Below are 21745 nucleotides of genomic sequence, written 5' to 3'. Positions count from 1 at the left end.
GGGGATCCTCCAGGGTCATGAGTAGACCCGTGAGTCGCGTCACCCTCCGTATGCGCCACTGGATCTGGCCCGCCGTCCTCGGCGTCGCCGTCGCCTCGCTGTCCCTCAGCGCCCCCGCCGGGGCCGACGCCGAGCGCAGCGGGCTCCCCGAAGCCATCGACACCATCCTCGGCGACCCCCGCATGGAAGGCGGCGTCGCCAGCGTCGTGGTCGCCGACGCCGAGAGCGGCGACATCCTCTACCAGCACCGGCCGACCGGGCGGCTCATGCCCGCGTCCAACACGAAGATGCTCACCTCCGCCGCCGCCCTGGAACTGCTCGGCCCCGACCACCGCTTCACCACGGACGTGCTCGCCGACGGGGAGCGGCACGGGCCCGTGCTCAAGGGGAACCTGTACCTGCGCGGCACCGGCGACCCCACGACCCTCGCCAAGGACTACGACGCGCTGGCCGCGAAGGTCGCCGCGGCGGGCGTCAAGCGGGTCTCGGGGCGGCTCGTCGCCGACGACACCCGCTTCGACGACCGGCGCGTCGGTGACACCTGGGGCGCCGACGACGAGTCGTCGTACTACGCGGCGCAGATCTCCGCGCTCAGCCTGGCCCCGGACACGGACTACGACACCGGGACCGTCGTCGTCGCGGTGACGCCGGGCGCGAAGCCCGGGGACGCGCCGCGCGTGGCCCTCACCCCGAAGAACGACTACGTGGACATCGACCTGCGCGCCACCACGGGCGCGGCGGGCAGCGCCAACAGCCTGGCCGTCGAGCGGCGGCACGGCGACAACACCATCGCCGTCACCGGCTCCATCCCCCTCGGCGGGGCCGCCACCAAGGAGTGGGTGACCGTCTGGGAGCCGACGCGGTACGCCGCCGCCGTCTTCCGGGACGCGCTCGCCGCGCACGGCGTGAAGGTCAGCGGGCCGACCAAGGCGGGCACCGCGACCCCCAAGGGCGCGCGCGAGCTGGCCTCGCACGCCTCCATGCCGCTGAAGGACCTGCTGATCCCGTTCATGAAGCTGTCCAACAACATGCACGCCGAACACCTGACGAAGGCCATGGGGCACAAGGCGACCGGGCGGCCGGGCAGTTGGGGCGACGGGATCGCGGCGATCGGCGGCTATCTGAAGACCGCGGGCGTCGACCCGGGCAAACTGCGCCAGGTCGACGGCTCCGGCCTCTCGCGCAAGGACAACGTCGCCGCCGCCCCGTTCATCGCGCTCCTTCGCTCGGCCAAGGGCGAGCCCTGGTTCGCCGACTGGTACAAGTCCCTGCCGGTGGCCTGCGAGCCGGACAAGTTCGTGGGCGGGACGCTGCGCACGCGCATGTGCGGGACGCCCGCCGCGCGCAACGTCCACGCGAAGACGGGCACGCTGACCGGGGCGTCCGGGCTCTCCGGGTACGTCACCGACGCGGGCGGGCGCGAGCTCGTCTTCAGCATCGTCCTCAACAACCACCTGGCCGCCTCGGTCAAGCCCCTTGAGGACGCCATCGTCGTCACCCTCGCCAAGTCCGACGACGACAAGGCGGTCCTGGTGAAGCCGCGCTCCGAGCGGGCGGGCGACGCGCGCGGCGGCGACCTCGAATGCTCCTGGGTCAAGCCCGCCCGGTGCTGACGGACCCCTTGGCGGGGTCCCCGCCGAGGAGCGTGAGCAGCAGCGCGCAGCACGCGGCGGCCACGGGCACCGCGTAGCCGGTGGTCGCGCCGCTGTGCTCCACGGTCCAGCCGCCCGCCGCCGCGCCGCAGGCGATGCCCCCGAGGAGGCCGGTCACGGCGAGGGTCATGCCCTCGTTGGTCCGCCCCTCGGGGGTGAGCTTCTGGACCAGCGTCATCGCGGTCACCATCGTGGGCGCGGTCGCCATCCCCGCGCACAGCAGCGCGCCCGCGAGCACGACGAGGGACCCGGTGGCGGCGGCCGCGAGCAGCGGCAGGCCCATCAGGGCGGCCATCGCCGCCGCGCACAGCAGCCTGCGGCGGTGCAGCGGCCCGCGCGGCCGCACGGCGCCGAAGACGAGGCCCGCCGCGCACGAACCGGCCGCCTGGAGGGCCAGGATGACGCCCGCGGCGGCCTTGTGGCCCCGCTCGTCGGCGTAGGCGAGGGTGACGACCTCCATGGCGCCGAAGACCGCGCCGGTGGCCAGGAAGACCACGAGCAGCGCGGGCATCCCCCGCGCGCGCAGGGGCGATGCCGTCTTCGACGCGGCGTCCGCGCGCCCGTGGGGCGGCGGTTCCGTCGCGCGCTGGGCGGCGAAGAGCAGTACGCCGGTCAGCAGCAGGGCGGCGGCGACGAGGGTGCCCGCCTCCGGGAAGAACGTGCCGCACAGGAAGGCGGCGAGCACCGGGCCGAGCATGAAGCACAGCTCGTCGGCCGCCTGCTCGAAGGAGTTGGCGGTGTGCACGGCGGGCGCGTCGCCCTTCAGGAGGTGCGCCCAGCGGGCCCGCGACATGCCGCCGGTGTTCGGGACGGTGGCCGTGGCGGCGTAGGAGGCGAACAGGGTCCAGTCGGGGGCCCCGTACCGCACGCACAGCAGCAGGGACAGCGAGCCGAGCACGGCGAACGCGGTCGCGGGCACCGCCACGCGCGCCTGCCCGAAGCGGTCGACGAGCCGCGCCGTCCAGGGGGCGACGACGGCCGTCGCCGCGAGTCCCGTGGCGGTGACGGCGCCCGCGAGCGCGTACGAGCCGCGCGACCCCGCGATCATCGTCACGGCGCTCACGCTGAACATGCCCATGGGCAGGCGCGCGATGAGGTTGCCGACGGTGAAGGCGGTGGCTCCGGGGACGGTGAAGAGCCGGGCGTAGGGGTTGCGGTGGCCGGGCCATCTTTCAGGGGAAGGGGATATCTCGGGGGAGTCGGACGGTGCTTGCGGCATGGCTCAAGGCTCATCGCTGCCCCTAGGAGTGGTCCAACACCTTCTAGAGGGCGATTAACGCACCTGCGATGTAAATTCCCCGGATGGTCACCTCACCGCGGGGAACGCCCCGCGACGTGGAGCCGCGCCTGCTGCGGGCCTTCGTCGCCGTCGCCGATGAACTGCACTTCACGCGCGCGGCCGCCCGCCTCTACGTCGCCCAGCAGGCGCTGAGCCGCGATGTGCGGCGCCTGGAGCGGGAGGTGGGGGCCGATCTGTTCGTACGGTCGACGCGGCAGGTCGCGCTGACGGCCGACGGCGAGCGGCTGCTGCCGTACGCGCGGCGGGTCCTCGACGCGCAGGACGAGCTGACCGCCGCCTTCGCGCGCGGGGGCAGCGCCGCGCCCCGGCCGCTGCTCGTCGACCTCAACAGCCCCGGTCTGTTCTTCGGGCGGGTCCTGGAGCGGGCCCGCCAACTCGCCCCGCACTGCGAGCTGATGGCCCGCTTCGAGAGCGGTCTGACGGGCGCGGCGGCCGGGATCGCGGCCGGGCACCTGGACGTGTCGTTCGGGCGGTACGCGGGGCTGCCCGCCGCCCTGCGCGCGGGGCTCGCGCAGCAGCCGGTGCGCTATGAGCCCATGGCGGTGCTGCTGCCGACGGGGCATCCGCTCGCGGTGCTTGACGAGGTGCCGCTGGACCGGCTCGCGGGCGAGCGCGTGTACGCGGGCGCGGGCAACGAGCGCACGGCGGAGTGGACCGACCTCGCCAGGAGCCTGTTCGCGGGCCGGGGCATCGAGGTCGCGCCGCCCGCCCCGCTGGCCGTGGGGCCCGAGGAATTCGCGCGGATCATGGCCAAGCACCGCAACCCCGTCCTCGCCGTCGTCGGCTTCCCCGAGCTGCCCGGCTGCGTGCGGCGGCCGCTCGTCGACCCGGTGCCGCTGTCACCGGTGTCACTGGTGTGGCGGCGCGGCCTCGTCCACCCCGGGCTCGACGCGCTGCGGCGCGCGGCCGACGAACTCGCGGCGGCGGAAGGATGGCTGATCAAGCCCAGGAATGCATGGGTTCCGGACAACGATGCACTCATCATGGTGAGTTAAAACTGACGGGAAAACATCCTTGCCACTGGCGGCGCTACATTCGTCGCCCGGGTGCGGTGTGATAGAGGGGGCGCTCGGTCCGGGTGGGGGCCCGGTCCGTACGGCAAGTGCCCGGGGAGTCGTCGGCGCCCGCATCGGTTCAGTGGGGGGTTGCGCGTGCGTGGCGATACACGGCGTGAGAATACGCTGTCAGACGATCCGACGAGTGCGCCAACGGGCGTGCTGCCAGCAGGACTTCACTTCGGCCCGGCGGTCGTTCCGGTGGTCGGCCCGGCGGTCGGCCCAGCGGTCGTTCCGGGCGGCCCGGGCGGTCCTGGCGGCGGTCCGCAGGGGCCGCCGCCGGTCCGGGCGGGGTACGTCCACGACCCGCACGAGGTCACGGTCCAGATCGACGGAGTCGGACGGCACCTGGCGGGCGAGTCCGCCGGTGGCGTCGGCGGCACCCGCGTCATGGGGGGAATTCCAGACACGCCAGGGGTGGCCGAAGGGCCGGTGTTCGTCGACGAGACCGGCCGCCGCAGCCGGCGGTACCGCAGGCTCGGCGCCCTCGTGGGCCTCGCCTGCGCGGGATACGCGGTCGTCATCGTGGCCACGCTCGCCTCCGGCAACTCCAGCGCGCCCTGGCTGCCGGTGCCGGAGCCCGCCGACGAGAAGCCCGCGAGCAAGGTGGACACGCCCAACATACCGACGGAATCAGCCGGTTCGCCCCCGTCTTCCGCGTCTTCGAGCGCGCAGCCCGCCTCCGGGGCCCCGAGCGGCACGAGCGGCCCCAGGGCCACCGTGTCCGTTCCGGTCGGCGCGCCCTCCGCCGGGCGGCGCGGGGCCGCGCCCGCGGCGCCCCCGGACCGCGGCGGCGAGCCCGAGGGACCCGCCGCCCCGGCCCCCACCCGTGGGAGCGACCGGCCCGCCGCGCGCCCCACGGAAGGCGCCGCCCGCCCCGCCCCCGCCCCCACCGGCGACCCCGAACCTCCCGCTCCCCAGCCGCCGGACGACACCGGCCCGCCCCCCGAACCCCCCGCCTCCGAGACACCGGACGGCGGCGGCGCGCAGGCGGAGGCCGAAGGCGACGCCGCCTCCTCCGGGGCGCGGCCCGTGTCCGACGTCGGGGCGCCAGGGGAGGTCACGCAGCCATGAACGTCCGCTTCAGCGGGCGCGGTACGACCCACCGCGCCCCGGTGCCGCGCGCCCACGCGCCCCGCTCAGGACCACCCGGCGGCAAGGCCACGCCTCCCGGCGGCAAGGCCACGCCACCTGGTGGCATCGCCGCGCCTCCCGGCGGCAACGCCGCCCGGCGCCGCCTCCCCATGCGCTACCTCCTGCCCAGCCTGCTGCTCGTGGCGCTGCTCGCGATGCTGATGCTGCGCGGGTACGTGCACAGCGAGATCCTCGCCGACCACCGGGTGCGCCCGCCCGCCGCCACCGACCAGGTGCCCGAGGAGGTCCTGCGCGGCGGCCCCGTCATCGACACCCGCGGCGAGCGCCCCAAGAGCATGCGCGTGCCCGACCGCCACCTCGTGCTGACCTTCGACGACGGCCCCGACCCCCGGTGGACCCCCAAGGTCCTCGACGTCCTGGCGAAGCACGACGCGCACGGAGTCTTCTTCGTCACCGGCACCATGGCCTCGCGCCACCCCGGCCTGGTCCGGCGCATGGTCGAGGAGGGCCACGAGGTCGGCGTGCACACCTTCAACCACCCCGACCTCTCGTACCAGTCGAAGGACCGCGTCGACCAGGAGCTGGCGCGCAACCAGCTGGCGCTCGCGGGCGCCGCGGGCGTGCGCAGCTCGCTGTTCCGCCCGCCGTACTCGTCCTTCGCCGCCGCCATGGACAACAAGTCGTGGCCGGTCGCGCGGCACGTCGGCGGCCGCGGCTACCTCACCGTCCTCAACGACACCGACAGCGAGGACTGGAAGCGCCCCGGCGTCGACGAGATCATCCGCCGCGCCACCCCCGCCGACGGCAAGGGCGCCGTCGTCCTCATGCACGACTCGGGCGGCGACCGCTCCCAGACCGTGGCGGCCCTCGACCGCCTCCTGCCCGAACTGCGCCAGAAGGGCTACCGGTTCACCCACCTCACCGAGGCCCTGGCCGCCCCGAGCGCCCACGCGCGCGTGCACGGGCCCGAGCTGTGGCGGGGCACGGTGTGGATCGCCCTGGTCGCCGCGGCCGAGCACGTCACGGACGTCCTCGTGCTCGGCCTCGCGGTGATCGGCTTCCTGGTCCTGGGCCGGTTCGCCCTGATGCTCGCGCTCTCCGCGGCGCACGCCCGCCGCGTCCGCGAGCGCCGCGCCCGCGGCGGGGCGCCGGTCACCGCGCCGGTCTCGGTCCTGGTGCCCGCCTACAACGAGGCCAAGTGCATTGAGAACACGGTGCGTTCCCTCATGGCGAGCGACCACCCCGTCGAAGTGATCGTCGTCGACGACGGTTCGACGGACGGCACCGCCCGCATCGTCGAGGGCCTCGGCCTGCCGGACGTGCGCGTCGTCCGCCAGCACAACGCGGGCAAACCGGCGGCCCTCAACCGGGGGTTGGCGAACGCGCGGCACGACCTGATCGTGATGATGGACGGCGACACCGTCTTCGAGGCGGCCACCGTCGGCGAGCTGGTGCGGCCCTTCGCCGACCCGCGCGTGGGCGCCGTGGCGGGCAACGCCAAGGTCGGCAACCGGGACTCCCTCATCGGCGCCTGGCAGCACATCGAGTACGTGATGGGCTTCAACCTCGACCGCCGCATGTACGACGTGCTGCGCTGCATGCCCACCATCCCCGGCGCCGTCGGCGCGTTCCGCCGCTCGGCCCTGGAGCGCGCCGGCGGCATGAGCGACGACACGCTCGCCGAGGACACCGACATCACGATGGCCCTGCACCGCGACGGCTGGCGGGTCGTGTACGCCGAGCACGCCCGCGCCTGGACCGAGGCCCCCGAGACGGTGCGCCAGCTGTGGTCCCAGCGCTACCGCTGGTCGTACGGCACCATGCAGGCGATCTGGAAGCACCGGCGCGCGCTGGTCGAGACCGGCCCCTCGGGCCGCTTCGGGCGCGTCGGGCTGCCCCTGGTGTCCCTGTTCATGGTCCTGGCGCCGCTGCTCGCGCCGCTGATCGACGTCTTCCTCCTGTACGGCCTGGTGTTCGGGCCCGCCCAGAAGACGGTCGCGGCCTGGCTCGGCGTCCTCGCCGTCCAGGCGGTGTGCGCGGCGTACGCCTTCCGCCTCGACCGGGAGCCGATGACCCATCTGATCTCGCTCCCGCTCCAGCAGGTCCTCTACCGGCAGCTGATGTACGTGGTCCTGCTCCAGTCCTGGATCACCGCCCTCACCGGGGGACGGCTGCGCTGGCAGAAGCTGCGGCGCACCGGAGTGGTGGAGGCGCCCGGCGGGCCGCCGCGACGGTGGCCCTCCGGCGCGGAAGGCGCGGAAGGCGCGGAAGGGAGGACGGCCGGATGACGCAGGCCCTGTCCCCGGGCGCCGCCCCCTCGGCCCCGCCCGCGAAGGCCCCCCGCGACCGCTACCTGGACCTCCTGCGCACCCTCGCCCTGGTCCGCGTCGTCGTCTACCACCTCTTCGGCTGGGCCTGGCTGACGGTCCTCTTCCCGTCCATGGGCGTGATGTTCGCCCTTGCGGGATCGATGATGGCGCGCTCGCTGAAGCGCCCCGCGCGGCAGGTGGTCACGGCGCGCCTGCGCCGTCTCCTGCCGCCCGTGTGGCTGTTCGGCGCGGTGGCCCTGTGCCTGCTCCTGGCCGCCGGCTGGCAGCCCGCCGACGACCCGGACCGCGGCGGCACGTGGGGTCTGCTGAGCCTGGTCACCTACGTGGTCCCGGTCGGCGCCCCGCCCTTCCCCTGGGAACTCGGCGCCGCCGGAGGCCTCCTGGACGACACCTGGCCCGTGCAGGTGGTGGGCCCGCTGTGGTACGTCCGCACGTACCTGTGGTTCGTGATCGCCTCGCCGCTGCTCCTTCGGGCGTTCCGCCGCGCCCCGTGGGCGACGCTCCTCGCCCCGCTCGCGCTGACGGCCCTGCTCACCACCGGCGCCGTGCGCGTTCCTGGCGAAACGGGCAACGCCGTCACGGACTTCGCCGTGTACGGCGGCTGCTGGGTCCTCGGCTTCGCCCACCAGGAGGGCCACCTGGCGCGCGTCCCGCGCTATCTGGCGGTCTCCCTCGCCACCTTGGCCATGGCCTTCGGCCTGTGGTGGGCGTCCGGGCACCTCGGGCCCGACGGCTGGGACCTGAACGACATCCCGCTGGCCCAGGCCACGTGGTCGCTCGGCTTCGTCGTCGTCCTGCTCGTGTACTCCCCGTCCTGGCGCGAACTGCCCGGCCGCCTCGCCCGCTTCGGCGCCCTCGTCACGCTCTCCAGCCACCGCGCGGTCACGATCTACCTCTGGCACAACCTCTTGATCATGGCGACGGTCCCACTCATCGACCTGGCGTACGAGCTGCCGTTCATGGACGAGCGGATGGTGGCGGCGCTCGACACGACGTACATGATGTGGATGTTCATGCTGGTGTGGCCGCTGATCGGACTGATGGTGCTGGCCGTGGGCTGGGTGGAGGACCTGGCGGCGCGGCGGCGGCCGAGGCTGTGGCCCGACGGCACGAAGGGGGATGAGCAGTCCGCCGCCGACCGGTGAGAAGGAGCGGCCGCCCGCCCCTCACCGCCCCGCCCGCCCCCGGGTGAGCCCATCGTTCCCCGGCGGTCACGCGTCGGCACAGGCCTGAAACGAGCGCTCCCTACCTTCGGGATCATCAGCCGTTGGCCGGGGAGGCGCGACATGGGGCAGGACGCGAGGGACAGGCGGGGCGGACGAGACGCGTGGATCCGGCGGTGGGAGCCGGAGGACCCGGTGTTCTGGGAACGGGAGGGGGCGCGGGTCGCCCGCAGGAACCTCGCGTTCTCCGTGCTCTCCGAGCACATCGGGTTCTCCGTGTGGACGCTGTGGTCCGTCATGGTCCTGTTCATGGGGCCCGAGTACGGCATCGACGCCGCGGGGAAGTTCTTCCTGGTGTCGATGGCCACCCTCGTCGGCGCCGTCGTGCGCGTGCCCTACACCTTCGCCGTCGCCCGCTTCGGCGGCCGGAACTGGACGGTCGTCGCCGCGAGCCTGCTGCTGCTCCCCGCCATCGCCGCCTTCGTCGTCATGGAGCCGGGCACCTCGTACTCCACCTTCATGGTGTGCGCCCTGCTCACCGGCGTGGGCGGCGGGAACTTCGCCTCCTCCATGACCAACATCAACGCCTTCTTCCCGCTGCGGAAGAAGGGGTGGGCCCTCGGGCTCAACGCCGGGGGCGGGAACATCGGCGTCCCGGTGGTGCAGCTCGTCGCGCTCGCCGTGATCGGCGCCAGCGGCGGGCCCCGCCTGCTGCTCGGCATCTACATCCCGCTGATCGTCGTCTCCGCCGTCTGCGCCGCGCTGTTCATGGACAACATCGCCTCCGTGAAGAACGACACCGGGGCCGCCAAGGAGGCCGTGCGCGACGCGCACACCTGGATCATGGCGCTCCTTTACGTGGGGACGTTCGGCTCGTTCATCGGGTACAGCTTCGCCTTCGGCCTGGTGCTGCAGACGCAGTTCGGGCGCACGCCGCTGCAGGCCGCGCAGCTCACCTTCGTCGGGCCGCTGCTCGGCTCGCTGATCCGGCCCGTGGGCGGGCGGCTCGCCGACCGCTACGGCGGCGCCCGCATCACGCTGGGGAACTTCGTCGCGATGGCCGCCGCCACCGGCGTCGTCGTCCTGGCCTCGGTGCGCGGCTCGCTCGGTCTCTTCACCGGCGCGTTCGTGGTCCTCTTCGTGCTCAGCGGGCTCGGCAACGGCTCCACGTACAAGATGATCCCCGGCATCTTCCAGGCGAAGGCCGCGCGCAAGGGGCTGCGCGGCGAGGAGGCCGACCGGTACGGGCGGCGCCTTTCGGGCGCCTCCATGGGCCTCATCGGGGCCGTCGGCGCGCTCGGCGGGCTCGGCATCAACCTCGCCTTCCGGCAGTCCTTCGTCAGCGGCGGCAGCGGCACGGCGGCGTTCGTCACCTTCCTCGGGTTCTACGCGCTGTGCCTCGCCGTGACCTGGGCCGTATACCTGCGCCGCCCCGCGGCCCCGGCCGCCGCCACGGCCGCCGCCCCGGCCGAGCCGCGCCCGTCGTACGCCGAGGTGTGACGTACGTACGCCGAGAGGGGACGTAACACGGCCGACATCGCGGCGATCCGGGCCCGTCACCGGCCGTTGGCAGGCTCGGTGGGCCGTTGACCCGACCCCAGCCGACCTCGGGAAACGACCGCGGGAAGCGACCGCGGAGCGGCCGTGAGGGAGCGGCCGCGAACGGGAACACGACTGCGAGCGGGGCACCAGCCATGAACACCACCACCGAGTACGGCCCCCTCTCCGGGTTCACCGTCGGCGTCACCGCGGCCCGCCGCGCCGACGAGCTCGCCGCGCTGCTCCAGCGGCGCGGCGCGAGCGTCGTGCACGCCCCCGCCCTGCGCATCCTGCCGCTGTCCGACGACGGGCGGCTGCTCGCCGCCACCCAGGAGCTGATCGACCGCGCGCCGGACGTCGTGGTCGCCACCACCGCCATCGGCTTCCGGGGCTGGATCGAGGCCGCCGACGGCTGGGGGCACGGCGAGGACCTGCTCGCGCGCCTGCGCGGGGTCGAACTGCTCGCCCGGGGGCCGAAGGTGAAGGGCGCCGTGCGCGCCGCCGGGCTCACCGAGCACTGGTCGCCGTCGTCGGAGTCCATGGCGGAGGTCCTCGACCGGCTGCTCGCCGAGGGCGTCGCGGGCCGCCGCGTCGCGCTCCAGCTGCACGGCGAGCCGCTGCCCGGGTTCGTGGAGGCGCTGCGGGCCGCGGGCGCGGACGTCGTCCTCGTCCCCGTCTACCGGTGGCTGCCGCCCGCCGACCTGACCCCCGTCGACCGGCTGCTCGACGCCGTCGTGGGCCGCGGCGTCGACGCGCTCGCCTTCACCAGCGCGCCCGCCGCCGCCTCGCTGCTCGCGCGGGCCGAGGACCGGGGGATGGCGCCCGAGCTGCTCGCGGCCCTCGGCCACGACGTGCTCGCCGCCTGCGTGGGGCCCGTCACCGCGCTGTCGCTGCAGAGCAGGGGCGTGGCCACCGTCCAGCCGGAGCGCTTCAGGATCGGACCGCTCGTCCAGCTGCTGTGCCGGGAACTGCCCGCGCGGGCCCGGGTGTTGCCGATCGCGGGCCGCCGGGTGCAGATCCGGGGGCACGCGGTGCTCGTCGACGACGAGCTGCGGGCCGTGCCGCCCGCCGGGATGGCGCTGCTGCGGGCCCTCGCCCGACGGCCCGGCTGGGTGGTCGCGCGCCCCGAACTCCTGCGCGCGCTGCCCGGAGCGGGCCGCGACGAGCACGCCGTGGAGACCGCGATGGCCCGCCTGCGCACGGCCCTCGGGGCGCCGAAGCTGATCCAGACGGTGGTCAAGCGGGGCTACCGGCTCGCGCTGGACCCGGCGGCGGGCAGCGCGCCCGTGGCCTGAGCCGCCGGGCGCGAAAGCCTGCCCCACAGCACGAGCGCCCACGAGACCAGGCCGAACGCGAGGACGCACAGCGCCGCCCGCACGACGTTCCACGCCACCCACGGGTCCTCGAACTCCGCGCGCACGGCGCCCGGGTCGGCGATCCGCGCGGGGTCACCGGCCGCGTCGAGGTCGTCGTTGAGGGGCACGTTCACCGCCGCGGTGAGCACGAAGGCGGCCGCGTAGGCGACGAGGGCGCCGAGCACCCACCAGCGCAGCGGCGTGCGCCGCAGCCGCCAGGCGGCGAACCCCGTGGAAACCAGCGCCCCGGCGAAGCCCGCGAAGAACACCGGGTTCTGGATCACCTCGTTGATGTGCTGCATCACCTCGATGTACGCGCGGTCCGACGCACGGGCCAGGCCCGGCATCACCGCGCAGGCGAAGATGAAGAAGGAACCGGCCATCAGACCGGTGGTGAGCGCGGCCGCGCCCAGGGCAAGACCGCCGCCCGCGGGCCGGCCGCCGTCGCTGTGGAGTGCGGTGTCGGGTGTCATGCCCCGAGTCAACCGCGCGCCCGCGGCCGCGGCCATGGCCGACGAGCGCACCGGCATAAGCGCGCGTCTCCCGCGCCACCCACGGTGGCAGGGGTTCCGGACCCGCGTTCGGACGGGCACTGTAGGAGTACGGACGGGCACCGCGGACGGACGTACGGGCACGGCGGCGGCACGGCACGCCCCGCGCGTCCCGCGGGCGTACGTACGGCACGCACCCCGAGCCCGCCGGTGACCCCGAGGCGGTGACACGCGCATGGTGGTGGGTGCGGCCCCGCACAAGTCCGCGTTCGGCGAGCTGCGTTTCGACTCCGGACGCACCTGTCTCGACCTGCTCGCCACCACCCACCCGGTGGAGCGGCTCGACGGCGTGGACCGGCTGCGCGCCTGGCTGTCCGGGGCGGGCCTGGTGCCGCCGGGCACCCCGCTGCCGGACGCGGACCTGGACTGGCTCCCGGCCTTCCGCGAACTGCGCGGCCACATCAGTCAGTTGATCGGCGGCGAGCTCGGCGGCCGGCCCGCCGACGCCGCGCTCGCCCGCGTCAACGCGCTCGCCGCGGCGGCCCCGCCCGCACCCCGCGCCGTGCGCCACCCCGACGGCAGCCTCACCCTGGCCCTGCACGGCACGCCGGGCCGCGCGGCCCTGCTCGCCGCGGTCGCGCGCGACGCCGTCGACCTGCTCACCGACCCCGTCGCCCGCTCCCTGCTGCGCCGGTGCGAGGGCGACAACTGCCCCATCGTGTACCTGGACACCTCCCGGGGGCGCCGCCGCCGCTGGTGCTCCAGCGAGGTGTGCGGCAACCGGGAGCGGGTGGCACGGCACCGGCGGCGGGCGGCGGGCCTGGCGCGCGCCTAGGACCCTTCTGATGGATTTCCGCCGCCTCCGGGAAATTCCGCGGACGTTTGAACGCGGGCCCCCGTCCGTCCGTACGTCCATGGTGACCAGCCGAGCGAGGCCGAGCACGCACCGGACGCGGCCGAGACGGGCAGCCGAGACGAACAGCGGACAGCGGAGGCAGACGTGCGCAAGGATTCCGCCGTGGCCGATGAACGCCCGCACCGACATCGCCTGCCGCCCGCCGGAGAGCCGGACGAGGAGCTGATGCGCGCGCTCTACCGGGAGCACGCCGGTCCGCTTCTCGCTTATGTGCTCCGCCTGGTGGCGGGAGACCGGCAGCGCGCCGAAGATGTCGTACAGGAAACGCTCATCCGTGCCTGGAAGAACGCCGGTCAGCTCAACCGGGCGACTGGTTCGGTACGCCCCTGGCTGGTGACGGTCGCGCGCCGCATCGTCATCGACGGCCACCGCAGCCGGCAGGCCCGGCCGCAGGAGGTCGACCCGTCGCCGCTGGAGGTCATCCCCGCGGAGGACGAGATCGATAAGGCGCTGTGGCTGATGACACTCTCGGACGCCCTGGAGGACCTGACTCCCGCGCACCGGGAGGTACTTGTCGAGACCTACTTCAAAGGGCGTACGGTCAATGAGGCGGCCGAGACGCTGGGCATACCCAGCGGCACCGTGCGTTCGCGGGTCTTCTACGCGTTGCGCTCGATGAAGCTGGCGCTGGAGGAGCGGGGGGTGACGGCATGAGCACGCCGTACGACGCACACGGCCACGGCGGCCCCGGCGGCCACGGGCCCGGCGGCCCGGGCGATGTGCACGAGACCGTCGGCGCCTACGCGCTCGGCATCCTGGACGACGCGGAGGCCACCGCGTTCGAGGAGCACCTGGCGGGCTGCGAGATCTGCGCGCGGCAGCTGGAGGAGTTCTCCGGCATGGAGCCGATGCTCGCGGCGCTCGCGGACCTCCCCGGCGCACACGGCGCGCTCGGCACCCAGGGGGCGGACGCGACCGTGCCGCGCCCCCGCGGCCTTCCGGAGATCGGCGAGCAGCTCGCCGCCCGCCCGAGCCCCCGGCTCGCCGAGCGCCTCGTGGACGAGGTCGCGGCCAAGCGGGCGCGCAAGCGGCGGCGCGGCATGTACCTGGTCGCGGCGGCGGCCGCCCTGATCATCGGCGGGCCGCTCGCGGTGTTCGCGGTGGACGGCGGCGGTGGCGGCGGCGAACGGCAAGAGGCCATCGACCCGCACCCCACCTCGCCCGCCGAGGACGCCTTCTTCCATCACATGGAGGAGAAGACATCGGCGACCGACCCGAAGACCAAGGTCAGCGCGACGGTCGGCACGGAGAAGAAGGCCTGGGGCACGCACACGGTCCTGGAGCTGAAGAACGTCAAGGGCCCCCTGAAGTGCTCACTGATCGCGGTCGGCAAGGACGGCAGGAAGGAGACCGTCACCACCTGGTCGGTGCCCAAGTGGGGCTACGGCATCAAGGACAGCACGAACAAATGGGCGCGCAATCCGCTGTACGTCCACGGCGGCGCCGCCTTCGACCGCGACGACATCGACCACTTCGAAGTACGCACGTTCGACGGCGAGCGTCTGGTGACGGTGGACGTCTGACGCCCCGGCGCCACGGGCCGTGCCCCGGACCGGCAACGGCCCAGGTCACGGCCCGACGACGACCCGCACACCGGACTGCACAAGCGGGCCCCCTTTCGCGTACGGTGGACGGCTGCTCAATACGGGCAGCAGCACGTCAGGAAAGGGGCCCCGGTGGCCGACGTACGCGACCGCGAGATCAGCGTCGAACAGGAACACCTCGACCAGGTCTACCGCCGCCTGGAGGAGAAGATCCACGAGGCCGAGTTCCTGATGAACGACGCGGCCCAGCGCTCTCAGGTCGGTACGCCCGGCGCGCTGGCCGAGCGCGACGCGCAGGTCTTCCGCGCGGGCGTCCATCTCAACCGGCTCAACAACGAGTTCGAGGACTTCCTCTTCGGCCGCATCGACCTGCTGCTCGGCAAGGACGGCAAGAAGGGCCCGGACGGCGCCTACACGGCGGTCGAACCGGCCGACGGCGTGGTCCGCGAGGACGCGGAAGGACGCAGCGCCGACATCGCCGAGACCCTGCACATCGGCCGCATCGGCGTCCTGGACGCGGACTACTCGCCGCTGGTCATCGACTGGCGCGCGCCCGCGGCGGCGCCCTTCTACCGCTCGACGCCCGTCGACCCAGGACGGGTCGTGCGCCGTCGCGTGATCCGCTCCAAGGGCCGCAAGGTCCTCGGCGTCGAGGACGACCTGATGCGCCCGGAGCTGACGGCGTACCTGAACGGCGAGGCGCTCCCCGTCGTCGGCGACGGCGCCCTGATGGCCGCGCTCGGGCAGGCCCGCAGCCACACCATGCGGGACATCGTGGCGTCCATCCAGGCCGAGCAGGACCTGGTGATCCGGGCGCCCGCCGCGTCCGTGACGTACGTGGAGGGCGGCCCCGGCACCGGCAAGACGGCGGTCGCGCTGCACCGGGCCGCGTACCTGCTCTACCAGGACCGCCGCCGCTACGCGGGCGGCATCCTCATCGTCTCGCCGACCCCGCTCCTGGTCGCCTACACCGAGGGCGTCCTGCCCTCCCTGGGCGAGGAGGGCCAGGTGGCGATCCGCGCGGTCGGCTCCCTGGTCGACGGCGTCGACGCCACGGTGTACGACACTCCGGCGGTGGCCCGCGTCAAGGGCTCGTCCCGCATGCTCAAGGTCCTCCGCAAGGCGGCCCGCGGCGCCCTGGAGACCCCGGCGCGCCCGGCGGCCCCCGCCGATGACGGCCTGTTCCCGGTGGACCCGGTGGACCCCTCGGCGGCGCCCGGCACCCCCACCCGCCTGCGCGTGGTGGCCTTCGGCCGCCGCCTGGAGCTGGAGGCGGGCGACCTGGCCCGGGTCAGGAACAACGCGCTCGGCGGCACCGCCCCGGTCAACCTCCTGCGCCCCAGGGCCCGCAAGCTGCTCCTGGACGCCCTCTGGGACAAGTCGGGGGCCGCCACCCGCCACAGCGACCCGGAACTCGCCGCCGAGCTCCGCTCCTCCTTCGACGAGGACGTCAGCACCGAGGACGCCTTCATCGCGTTCCTGGACGCGTGGTGGCCGGTCCTCACCCCGCGCGGGGTGCTCGCCGCGATGGCCGACGAGCGGCGCCTTGGCCGCTGGGCGCGCCGGGTGCTCAACCCGGGCGAGGTCCGCAAGCTGGCCCGCTCCCTGCGCCGCGAGGCGTACTCCGTGCACGACATCGCGCTCCTCGACGAGCTCCAGGCGATCCTCGGCACGCCCGTCCGCCCGAAGAAGCGGCGCGACTTCGACCCGCTGGACCAGCTCACGGGCCTGGACGAGCTGATGCCCACGCGCGAGGAGTCGCAGCGCGAGCGCGCCGAGCGCCTGGCCGCCGAGCGCACCGAGTACGCGCACGTCATCGTCGACGAGGCGCAGGACCTCACGCCCATGCAGTGGCGCATGGTGGGCCGCCGCGGCCGCCACGCCACCTGGACGGTCGTGGGCGACCCCGCGCAGTCCTCCTGGTCCGACCCGGACGAGGCCGCCGCCGCCCGCGACGAGGCCCTCGGCACCCGCCCGCGCCGCCGCTTCACGCTCACCGTCAACTACCGCAACCCCGCCGAGATCGCCGACCTCGCCGCGAAGGTCCTCGCCCTCGCGATGCCCGGCTCCGAGTCGCCGTCCGCGGTCCGCTCCACGGGCATCGAGCCGCGCTTCACCGTGGTGGGCGACGGAGGGCTAGGGGCGGCCGTGCGCGAGGAGGCCGCGCGGCTGCTCGACCGGGTCGACGGCACCGTCGGCGTCGTCGTCGCCATGCACCGCAGGGAGCAGGCGGCGCGCTGGCTCGCCGGGCTCGGCGAGCGCGTCGTGGCGCTCGGCAGCCTGGAGGCCAAGGGCCTGGAGTACGACGCCACGGTCGTCGTCTCGCCCGCGGAGATCGCCGACGAGTCACCCGCGGGCCTGCGGGTGCTGTACGTGGCGCTGACCCGCGCCACGCAGCAGCTCACCGTCCTGTCGGGCGAGCGCGACGAACCGGACGCGGCGGGCGTCCCGGACCTGCTCAGGGATTGACCCCTGCTGCGGGAATTGCCTTACGGGATTCGTTTGTTACCGTTGATGTGGCACCGGCTCGATCCAAGCCCCCGGGCCCAACCTTCGTCGCTACGAGCGACCACTTGCCGCGAGGCGAGCATGGCGGGTCGGTGTCACTCAGCGTAGGAGAGGTCCACGTCACCTGGTGACGTGGACCTCTTTTCGTTTCCCGGCAGTTCTCGTATGGTGGAAACTACTTTCCGAAATATGCGTGAACAAAACGTTCGCAATCCGGGGCGGCTACCACGTACTCAGGGGTAGGTGCGACGATCGGACGGCAACAGCTACAAGGTGAAAGCAGAGGAAGTCCGCCATGGCAACGGCGCCCAGCGTCTCCTACTCGATGACGGTCCGGCTGGAGGTGCCCGCTAGCGGAACCGCGGTCTCCCAGCTGACTACGGCCGTGGAGTCCTCCGGTGGCTCCGTCACCGGCCTCGACGTCACGGCGTCCGGCCACGAGAAGCTGCGCATCGACGTCACGATCGCCGCCACCTCCACCGCGCACGCCGACGAGATCGTCGAGGAGCTGCGCGGCATCGAGGGCGTCACCCTCGGCAAGGTCTCCGACCGTACGTTCCTGATGCACCTCGGCGGCAAGATCGAGATGGCGTCCAAGCACCCCATCCGCAACCGCGACGACCTCTCCATGGTCTACACGCCCGGCGTCGCCCGCGTGTGCATGGCGATCGCCGAGAACCCCGAGGACGCCCGCCGCCTCACCATCAAGCGCAACACCGTCGCGGTCGTGACGGACGGCTCCGCCGTGCTCGGTCTCGGCAACATCGGCCCGATGGCCGCGATGCCGGTCATGGAGGGCAAGGCGGCCCTCTTCAAGCGCTTCGCCGACATCGACGCCTGGCCGATCTGCCTGGACACCCAGGACAGCGACGAGATCGTCCAGATCGTCAAGGCCATCGCCCCGGGCTTCGCGGGCATCAACCTGGAGGACATCTCCGCGCCCCGCTGCTTCGAGATCGAGGCCCGCCTGCGCGAGGCCCTGGACATCCCCGTCTTCCACGACGACCAGCACGGCACGGCGATCGTCGTGCTCGCCGCCCTGACCAACGCGCTGCGCGTGGTGGGCAAGGGCATCGGGGACGTACGGGTCGTCATGTCCGGCGCGGGCGCGGCCGGTACGGCCATCCTCAAGCTGCTCATCGCCGCGGGCGTCAAGCACGCCGTCGTCGCCGACATCCACGGCGTCGTGCACGCCGACCGCGACGACCTGGTGGCCGCCGCCCCGGACTCGCCGCTGCGCTGGATCGCCGACAACACCAACCCCGAGGGCGCGCGCGGCACGCTCAAGGAGGCCGTCGTCGGCGCCGACGTGTTCATCGGCGTCTCGGCCCCGAACGTGCTGAACGGCGAGGACGTCGCGGCCATGGCGGACGACGCCATTGTGTTCGCGCTCGCGAACCCGGACCCGGAGGTCGACCCCGCGGTCGCCCGCCAGACGGCCGCGGTCGTGGCCACGGGCCGCTCGGACTTCCCGAACCAGATCAACAACGTCCTGGTGTTCCCCGGCGTCTTCCGCGGCCTGCTCGACGCCCAGTCGCGCACGGTCAACACGGAGATGATGCTGGCCGCCGCGACCGCCCTGGCGGACGTGGTGTCCGAGGACGAGCTCAACCCGAACTACATCATCCCCAGCGTCTTCAACGACAAGGTCGCGGGCGCGGTGGCCGGAGCGGTGCGCACCGCCGCCAAGGCCGCGGGCGCCGCGGGCTGATCACTGGTTCACGAACGCCGGACGGGCTTTCCGCCTGTGACAGGTGCCACGGCGTGCCACACGGCGCGTCGTGGAACAGGGCCCTCATCAGGGCTCTAGGGTGGCGGGACGCGGGCCTTTTGGCCCGCGTCGCCTTACCCGCCCCGCATGGCCTGCGGCGCGGCACCGGGAAGCGGACGGAGCGTCACCATTTCGGGGCACCTCAGCGAAATGGGCGCTTTTCGTGTGACTCCCACGGGTGCCGGATTGGCTTTCCCGCCGTAGGTGGGGGCAGGATGCGTCTCTGGGCGCGAGGGTCCGGCGACGGACCCGGGTCCGGGGCCCGGCCAAGGACCCTGGCAGCATCGGCTCCGCTGTGCCCGATATGCGGCTCCGCCGCGAGGCACGCCTCAACAGCAAGAAGAACACGGGAGTACAAACATGAACCGCAGTGAGCTGGTGGCCGCGCTGGCCGACCGCGCCGAGGTGACCCGCAAGGACGCCGACGCTGTGCTGGCCGCGTTCGCCGAGACCGTCGGCGAGATCGTTGCCAAGGGCGACGAGAAGGTCACCATCCCCGGCTTTCTGACCTTCGAGCGCACCCACCGTGCCGCTCGCACCGCCCGCAACCCGCAGACCGGCGAGCCGATCAACATCCCGGCCGGTTTCAGCGTCAAGGTCTCCGCGGGCAGCAAGCTCAAGGAAGCCGCGAAGGGCAAGTAGCCTCAAGCAGCGAAGGGGCGGCCACCCGGTTCGGGTGGCCGCCCCTTTGGCTTGTTCTCTGGCTGCCGCGCCGTCGTGGCTGGGCGCGCAGTTCCCCGCGCCCCTTCGGGGCGCGGCTGCCCGCCCCCGGAAGCCCGAAGGGCGCCCCCCAGCCGGGGGGCGCCCTTCGGGACGGTGGCTAGCTGAGCGTCGGCTTGCCCGGGAGTTCTACCTTCGCGCCGAGTTCCTGGAGCTTGTCCATGAAGTTCTCGTAGCCGCGGTTGATCAGGTCGATGCCGTGGACGCGGGACGTGCCCTGCGCCGCGAGGGCCGCGATCAGGTACGAGAAGCCGCCGCGCAGGTCGGGGATGACCAGATCGGCGCCCTGGAGCTTGGTGGGGCCGCTGACGACCGCGGAGTGCAGGAAGTTGCGCTGGCCGAAGCGGCAGTCGGAGCCGCCGAGGCACTCGCGGTAGAGCTGGATGTGGGCGCCCATCTGGTTCAGCGCCGAGGTGAAGCCGAGGCGGGACTCGTAGACCGTCTCGTGGACGATGGACAGGCCCGTGGCCTGCGTCAGGGCCACGACCAGGGGCTGCTGCCAGTCCGTCTGGAAGCCGGGGTGGACGTCCGTCTCCAGGGCGATGGACTTCAGCTGGCCGCCCGGGTGCCAGAAGCGGATGCCCTCGTCGTCGATCTCGAAGGCGCCGCCGACCTTGCGGTAGGTGTTCAGGAAGGTCATCATCGAGCGCTGCTGGGCGCCGCGCACATAGATGTTGCCCTCGGTGGCGAGCGCCGCGGACGCCCAGGAGGCGGCCTCCAGGCGGTCCGAGAGGGCGTGGTGGTTGTAGCCGCCGAGGCTGTCGACACCGGTGATCCGTATGGTCCGGTCCGTGTCCATGGCGATGATCGCGCCCATTTTCTGCAGGACGCAGATCAGGTCCTCGATCTCCGGCTCGACCGCGGCGTTGGAGAGCTCCGTCACACCTTCGGCGAGCACGGCCGTGAGCAGGACCTGCTCGGTGGCGCCCACGGAGGGGTACGGCAGCCGGATCTTCGTGCCGCGCAGGCGCTGCGGCGCCTCCAGGTACTGACCGCCCTCGCGCTTCTCGATGGTCGCGCCGAACTGGCGGAGCACCTCGAAGTGGAAGTCGATCGGCCGGCCGCCGATGTCGCAGCCGCCGAGGCCCGGGATGAACGCGTGGCCGAGGCGGTGCAGGAGGGGGCCGCAGAACAGGATCGGGATGCGCGAGGAGCCCGCGTGCGCGTCGATGTCGGCGACGTTCGCACTTTCCACATGCGAGGGGTCGAGCACCAGCTCGCCCGGTTCCTCACCGGGGCGGACCGTCACGCCGTGCAGTTGCAGCAGTCCGCGTACGACACGGACGTCGCGGATGTCGGGAACGTTGCGCAGACGGCTCGGAGCGCTGCCGAGCAGCGCGGCGACCATGGCCTTGGGCACGAGGTTCTTCGCGCCGCGGACACGGATCTCACCCTCCAGCGGGGTTCCGCCGTGGACAAGCAGTACGTCTTGGGAGCCGGTGACGGTCATGAATCTCGCGTTCCGATGAGGTGGACGGGGGGACCAAAGGGAAAGCGTAATGGCCGCACGGACCCCGTCCGTAGGCCCAAGGGGGCGCAAACACGTCATGAGTCGGCTACAACACGAACCGTACGGAAGCGGACGCTCACGGTCACCTTCGGCGCCCGCCGCCCGCGCCGCCCGCGCACGCCCTGAACTGGGCGCACTCCGGTAGGTCCATAGCCTCCCCGCACGGGCCCAAGATGCGGGATCATGTCTGGCATGACCGAGGTGTCCTCGCTCACAGGGCGGCTGCTCGTGGCCACGCCGGCCCTGTCGGACCCCAATTTCGACCGTGCGGTGGTGCTGCTCCTCGACCACGACGAGGAGGGCTCCCTGGGAGTGGTGCTCAACCGCCCCACGCCGGTGGGCGTCGGGGACATCCTGGAGGGCTGGGGCGACCTCGCGGGCGCGCCCGGCGTCGTCTTCCAGGGCGGCCCGGTCTCCCTGGACTCGGCCCTCGGCGTCGCCGTCGTCCCCGGCGAGGAGGGGCTCGCGGCGGGCTCGCGGCAGCGCTCGCGCGGGGCGGACCCCGTCGGCTTCAGGCGGGTGCACGGCGCGATCGGCCTGGTGGACCTGGAGGCGCCGCCGGAGCTGCTCGCCTCGGCGCTCGGTTCGCTGCGGATCTTCGCCGGGTACGCGGGCTGGGGCCCGGGCCAGCTGGAGGACGAGCTGGCCGACGGGGCGTGGTACGTCGTGGAGTCCGAGCCGGGTGACGTCTCCTCGCCCGATCCCGAGCGGCTGTGGCGGGCGGTCCTTCGGCGCCAGCGCAGCGAGCTGGCCATGGTGGCGACGTATCCGGACGACCCGTCGCTGAACTGACGCC

The 21745-nt window shown here is 73.4% G+C and carries 17 protein-coding genes; 14 read left to right on the top strand and 3 right to left on the bottom strand.

The genetic code is table 11. The annotated features are described in order from the left end of the window. The first annotated feature begins 17 nt into the window (after positions 1–17). Positions 18–1613: a D-alanyl-D-alanine carboxypeptidase/D-alanyl-D-alanine endopeptidase gene (gene dacB / locus AC07A4_RS10580; protein ID WP_478595727.1), complete on the top strand. Its 1596-nt coding sequence runs from the start codon at positions 18–20 to the stop codon at positions 1611–1613. On the opposite strand, the gene AC07A4_RS10575 is transcribed toward dacB, so the two are convergent. Further along, the gene (locus tag AC07A4_RS10575; protein ID WP_478595724.1) at positions 1594–2871 is read right to left on the bottom strand and encodes an MFS transporter; all 1278 of its coding nucleotides are present in this window, start codon (positions 2869–2871) and stop codon (positions 1594–1596) included. The two genes, dacB and AC07A4_RS10575, sit on opposite strands and share 20 nt — an antisense overlap. A gap of 83 nt (positions 2872–2954) precedes the next feature. Between AC07A4_RS10575 and AC07A4_RS10570 the strand changes: the two genes are divergently transcribed. The 6 genes from AC07A4_RS10570 (at position 2955) to AC07A4_RS10545 (ending at position 11429) form a co-directional block, all read left to right on the top strand. Continuing rightward, positions 2955–3947 (top strand): LysR family transcriptional regulator, encoded by a 993-nt coding sequence (locus AC07A4_RS10570; RefSeq protein ID WP_478595721.1) that lies wholly within the window; start codon positions 2955–2957, stop codon positions 3945–3947. A gap of 219 nt (positions 3948–4166) precedes the next feature. Then, on the top strand, positions 4167–5081 hold the full coding sequence (locus AC07A4_RS10565) for a hypothetical protein (RefSeq protein WP_478595719.1): 915 nt from the start codon (positions 4167–4169) through the stop codon (positions 5079–5081). A 170-nt stretch (positions 5082–5251) separates the two neighbouring features. Next, positions 5252–7390 (top strand): bifunctional polysaccharide deacetylase/glycosyltransferase family 2 protein, encoded by a 2139-nt coding sequence (locus AC07A4_RS10560; RefSeq protein ID WP_478595952.1) that lies wholly within the window; start codon positions 5252–5254, stop codon positions 7388–7390. Next, complete coding sequence (locus tag AC07A4_RS10555; RefSeq protein WP_478595717.1) at positions 7387–8577, top strand: acyltransferase family protein; 1191 nt, start codon at positions 7387–7389, stop codon at positions 8575–8577. The genes AC07A4_RS10560 and AC07A4_RS10555 overlap by 4 nt, the downstream gene beginning before the upstream one ends. Positions 8578–8718: 141 nt before the next feature. Continuing rightward, positions 8719–10095: a nitrate/nitrite transporter gene (locus AC07A4_RS10550; RefSeq protein WP_478595714.1), complete on the top strand. Its 1377-nt coding sequence runs from the start codon at positions 8719–8721 to the stop codon at positions 10093–10095. Between the two features lie 194 nt (positions 10096–10289). Then, positions 10290–11429, top strand: a complete 1140-nt coding sequence (locus tag AC07A4_RS10545) for a uroporphyrinogen-III synthase (protein ID WP_478595711.1) — start codon at positions 10290–10292, stop codon at positions 11427–11429. On the opposite strand, the gene AC07A4_RS10540 is transcribed toward AC07A4_RS10545, so the two are convergent. Next, positions 11381–11962, bottom strand: coding sequence for an anthrone oxygenase family protein (locus tag AC07A4_RS10540; protein ID WP_478595708.1), 582 nt, complete (start codon positions 11960–11962; stop codon positions 11381–11383). The genes AC07A4_RS10545 and AC07A4_RS10540 overlap by 49 nt on opposite strands. A 253-nt stretch (positions 11963–12215) precedes the next feature. Between AC07A4_RS10540 and AC07A4_RS10535 the strand changes: the two genes are divergently transcribed. The 6 genes from AC07A4_RS10535 (at position 12216) to AC07A4_RS10510 (ending at position 19361) form a co-directional block, all read left to right on the top strand. Beyond that, entirely contained in the window at positions 12216–12815 is a 600-nt protein-coding gene (locus tag AC07A4_RS10535; RefSeq protein ID WP_478595705.1) for a CGNR zinc finger domain-containing protein, read from the top strand. Between the two features lie 165 nt (positions 12816–12980). Beyond that, a complete protein-coding gene (locus AC07A4_RS10530; RefSeq protein ID WP_478595702.1) occupies positions 12981–13550 on the top strand; it encodes a sigma-70 family RNA polymerase sigma factor in 570 nt (189 codons plus the stop codon). Further along, the gene (locus tag AC07A4_RS10525; protein ID WP_478595700.1) at positions 13547–14419 is read left to right on the top strand and encodes an anti-sigma factor family protein; all 873 of its coding nucleotides are present in this window, start codon (positions 13547–13549) and stop codon (positions 14417–14419) included. Before AC07A4_RS10530 ends, AC07A4_RS10525 begins: the two co-directional genes overlap by 4 nt. Before the next feature lie 153 nt (positions 14420–14572). Next, positions 14573–16909: a HelD family protein gene (locus tag AC07A4_RS10520; protein ID WP_478595697.1), complete on the top strand. Its 2337-nt coding sequence runs from the start codon at positions 14573–14575 to the stop codon at positions 16907–16909. A gap of 334 nt (positions 16910–17243) precedes the next feature. Further along, complete coding sequence (locus AC07A4_RS10515; protein ID WP_478595694.1) at positions 17244–18659, top strand: NAD-dependent malic enzyme; 1416 nt, start codon at positions 17244–17246, stop codon at positions 18657–18659. 420 nt (positions 18660–19079) lie between these two features. Beyond that, positions 19080–19361, top strand: a complete 282-nt coding sequence (locus AC07A4_RS10510) for an HU family DNA-binding protein (protein WP_030680681.1) — start codon at positions 19080–19082, stop codon at positions 19359–19361. A gap of 178 nt (positions 19362–19539) precedes the next feature. Here AC07A4_RS10510 and murA read toward each other — a convergent pair whose 3' ends face one another. Beyond that, on the bottom strand, positions 19540–20889 hold the full coding sequence (gene murA, locus AC07A4_RS10505) for a UDP-N-acetylglucosamine 1-carboxyvinyltransferase (RefSeq protein WP_478595690.1): 1350 nt from the start codon (positions 20887–20889) through the stop codon (positions 19540–19542). A 252-nt stretch (positions 20890–21141) separates the two neighbouring features. On the opposite strand from murA, the gene AC07A4_RS10500 reads away from it, so the two are divergent. Continuing rightward, on the top strand, positions 21142–21741 hold the full coding sequence (locus AC07A4_RS10500) for a YqgE/AlgH family protein (RefSeq protein WP_478595687.1): 600 nt from the start codon (positions 21142–21144) through the stop codon (positions 21739–21741). Positions 21742–21745: the final 4 nt, after the last annotated feature.

The sequence above is a fragment of the Streptomyces sp. NPDC043996 genome (assembly GCF_056435225.1).
The sequence above is the reverse complement of the archived record's forward strand: the minus strand, read 5'-3'. Positions and strand labels throughout refer to the sequence as shown.

Excerpts from the sequence above, each read along its gene's own strand:
- AC07A4_RS10555 (WP_478595717.1), top strand. The coding sequence starts at position 7,387 with ATGACGCAGGCCCTGTCCCCGGGCGCCGCCCCCTCGGCCCCGCCCGCG.
- AC07A4_RS10525 (WP_478595700.1), top strand. The coding sequence starts at position 13,547 with ATGAGCACGCCGTACGACGCACACGGCCACGGCGGCCCCGGCGGCCAC.
- AC07A4_RS10560 (WP_478595952.1), top strand. The coding sequence starts at position 5,252 with ATGCGCTACCTCCTGCCCAGCCTGCTGCTCGTGGCGCTGCTCGCGATG.
- AC07A4_RS10545 (WP_478595711.1), top strand. The coding sequence starts at position 10,290 with ATGAACACCACCACCGAGTACGGCCCCCTCTCCGGGTTCACCGTCGGC.
- dacB (WP_478595727.1), top strand. The coding sequence starts at position 18 with ATGAGTAGACCCGTGAGTCGCGTCACCCTCCGTATGCGCCACTGGATC.
- AC07A4_RS10540 (WP_478595708.1), bottom strand. The coding sequence starts at position 11,962 with ATGACACCCGACACCGCACTCCACAGCGACGGCGGCCGGCCCGCGGGC.
- AC07A4_RS10575 (WP_478595724.1), bottom strand. The coding sequence starts at position 2,871 with ATGCCGCAAGCACCGTCCGACTCCCCCGAGATATCCCCTTCCCCTGAA.
- AC07A4_RS10570 (WP_478595721.1), top strand. The coding sequence starts at position 2,955 with ATGGTCACCTCACCGCGGGGAACGCCCCGCGACGTGGAGCCGCGCCTG.
- AC07A4_RS10535 (WP_478595705.1), top strand. The coding sequence starts at position 12,216 with ATGGTGGTGGGTGCGGCCCCGCACAAGTCCGCGTTCGGCGAGCTGCGT.
- AC07A4_RS10515 (WP_478595694.1), top strand. The coding sequence starts at position 17,244 with ATGGCAACGGCGCCCAGCGTCTCCTACTCGATGACGGTCCGGCTGGAG.
- murA (WP_478595690.1), bottom strand. The coding sequence starts at position 20,889 with ATGACCGTCACCGGCTCCCAAGACGTACTGCTTGTCCACGGCGGAACC.
- AC07A4_RS10550 (WP_478595714.1), top strand. The coding sequence starts at position 8,719 with ATGGGGCAGGACGCGAGGGACAGGCGGGGCGGACGAGACGCGTGGATC.
- AC07A4_RS10500 (WP_478595687.1), top strand. The coding sequence starts at position 21,142 with ATGACCGAGGTGTCCTCGCTCACAGGGCGGCTGCTCGTGGCCACGCCG.
- AC07A4_RS10510 (WP_030680681.1), top strand. The coding sequence starts at position 19,080 with ATGAACCGCAGTGAGCTGGTGGCCGCGCTGGCCGACCGCGCCGAGGTG.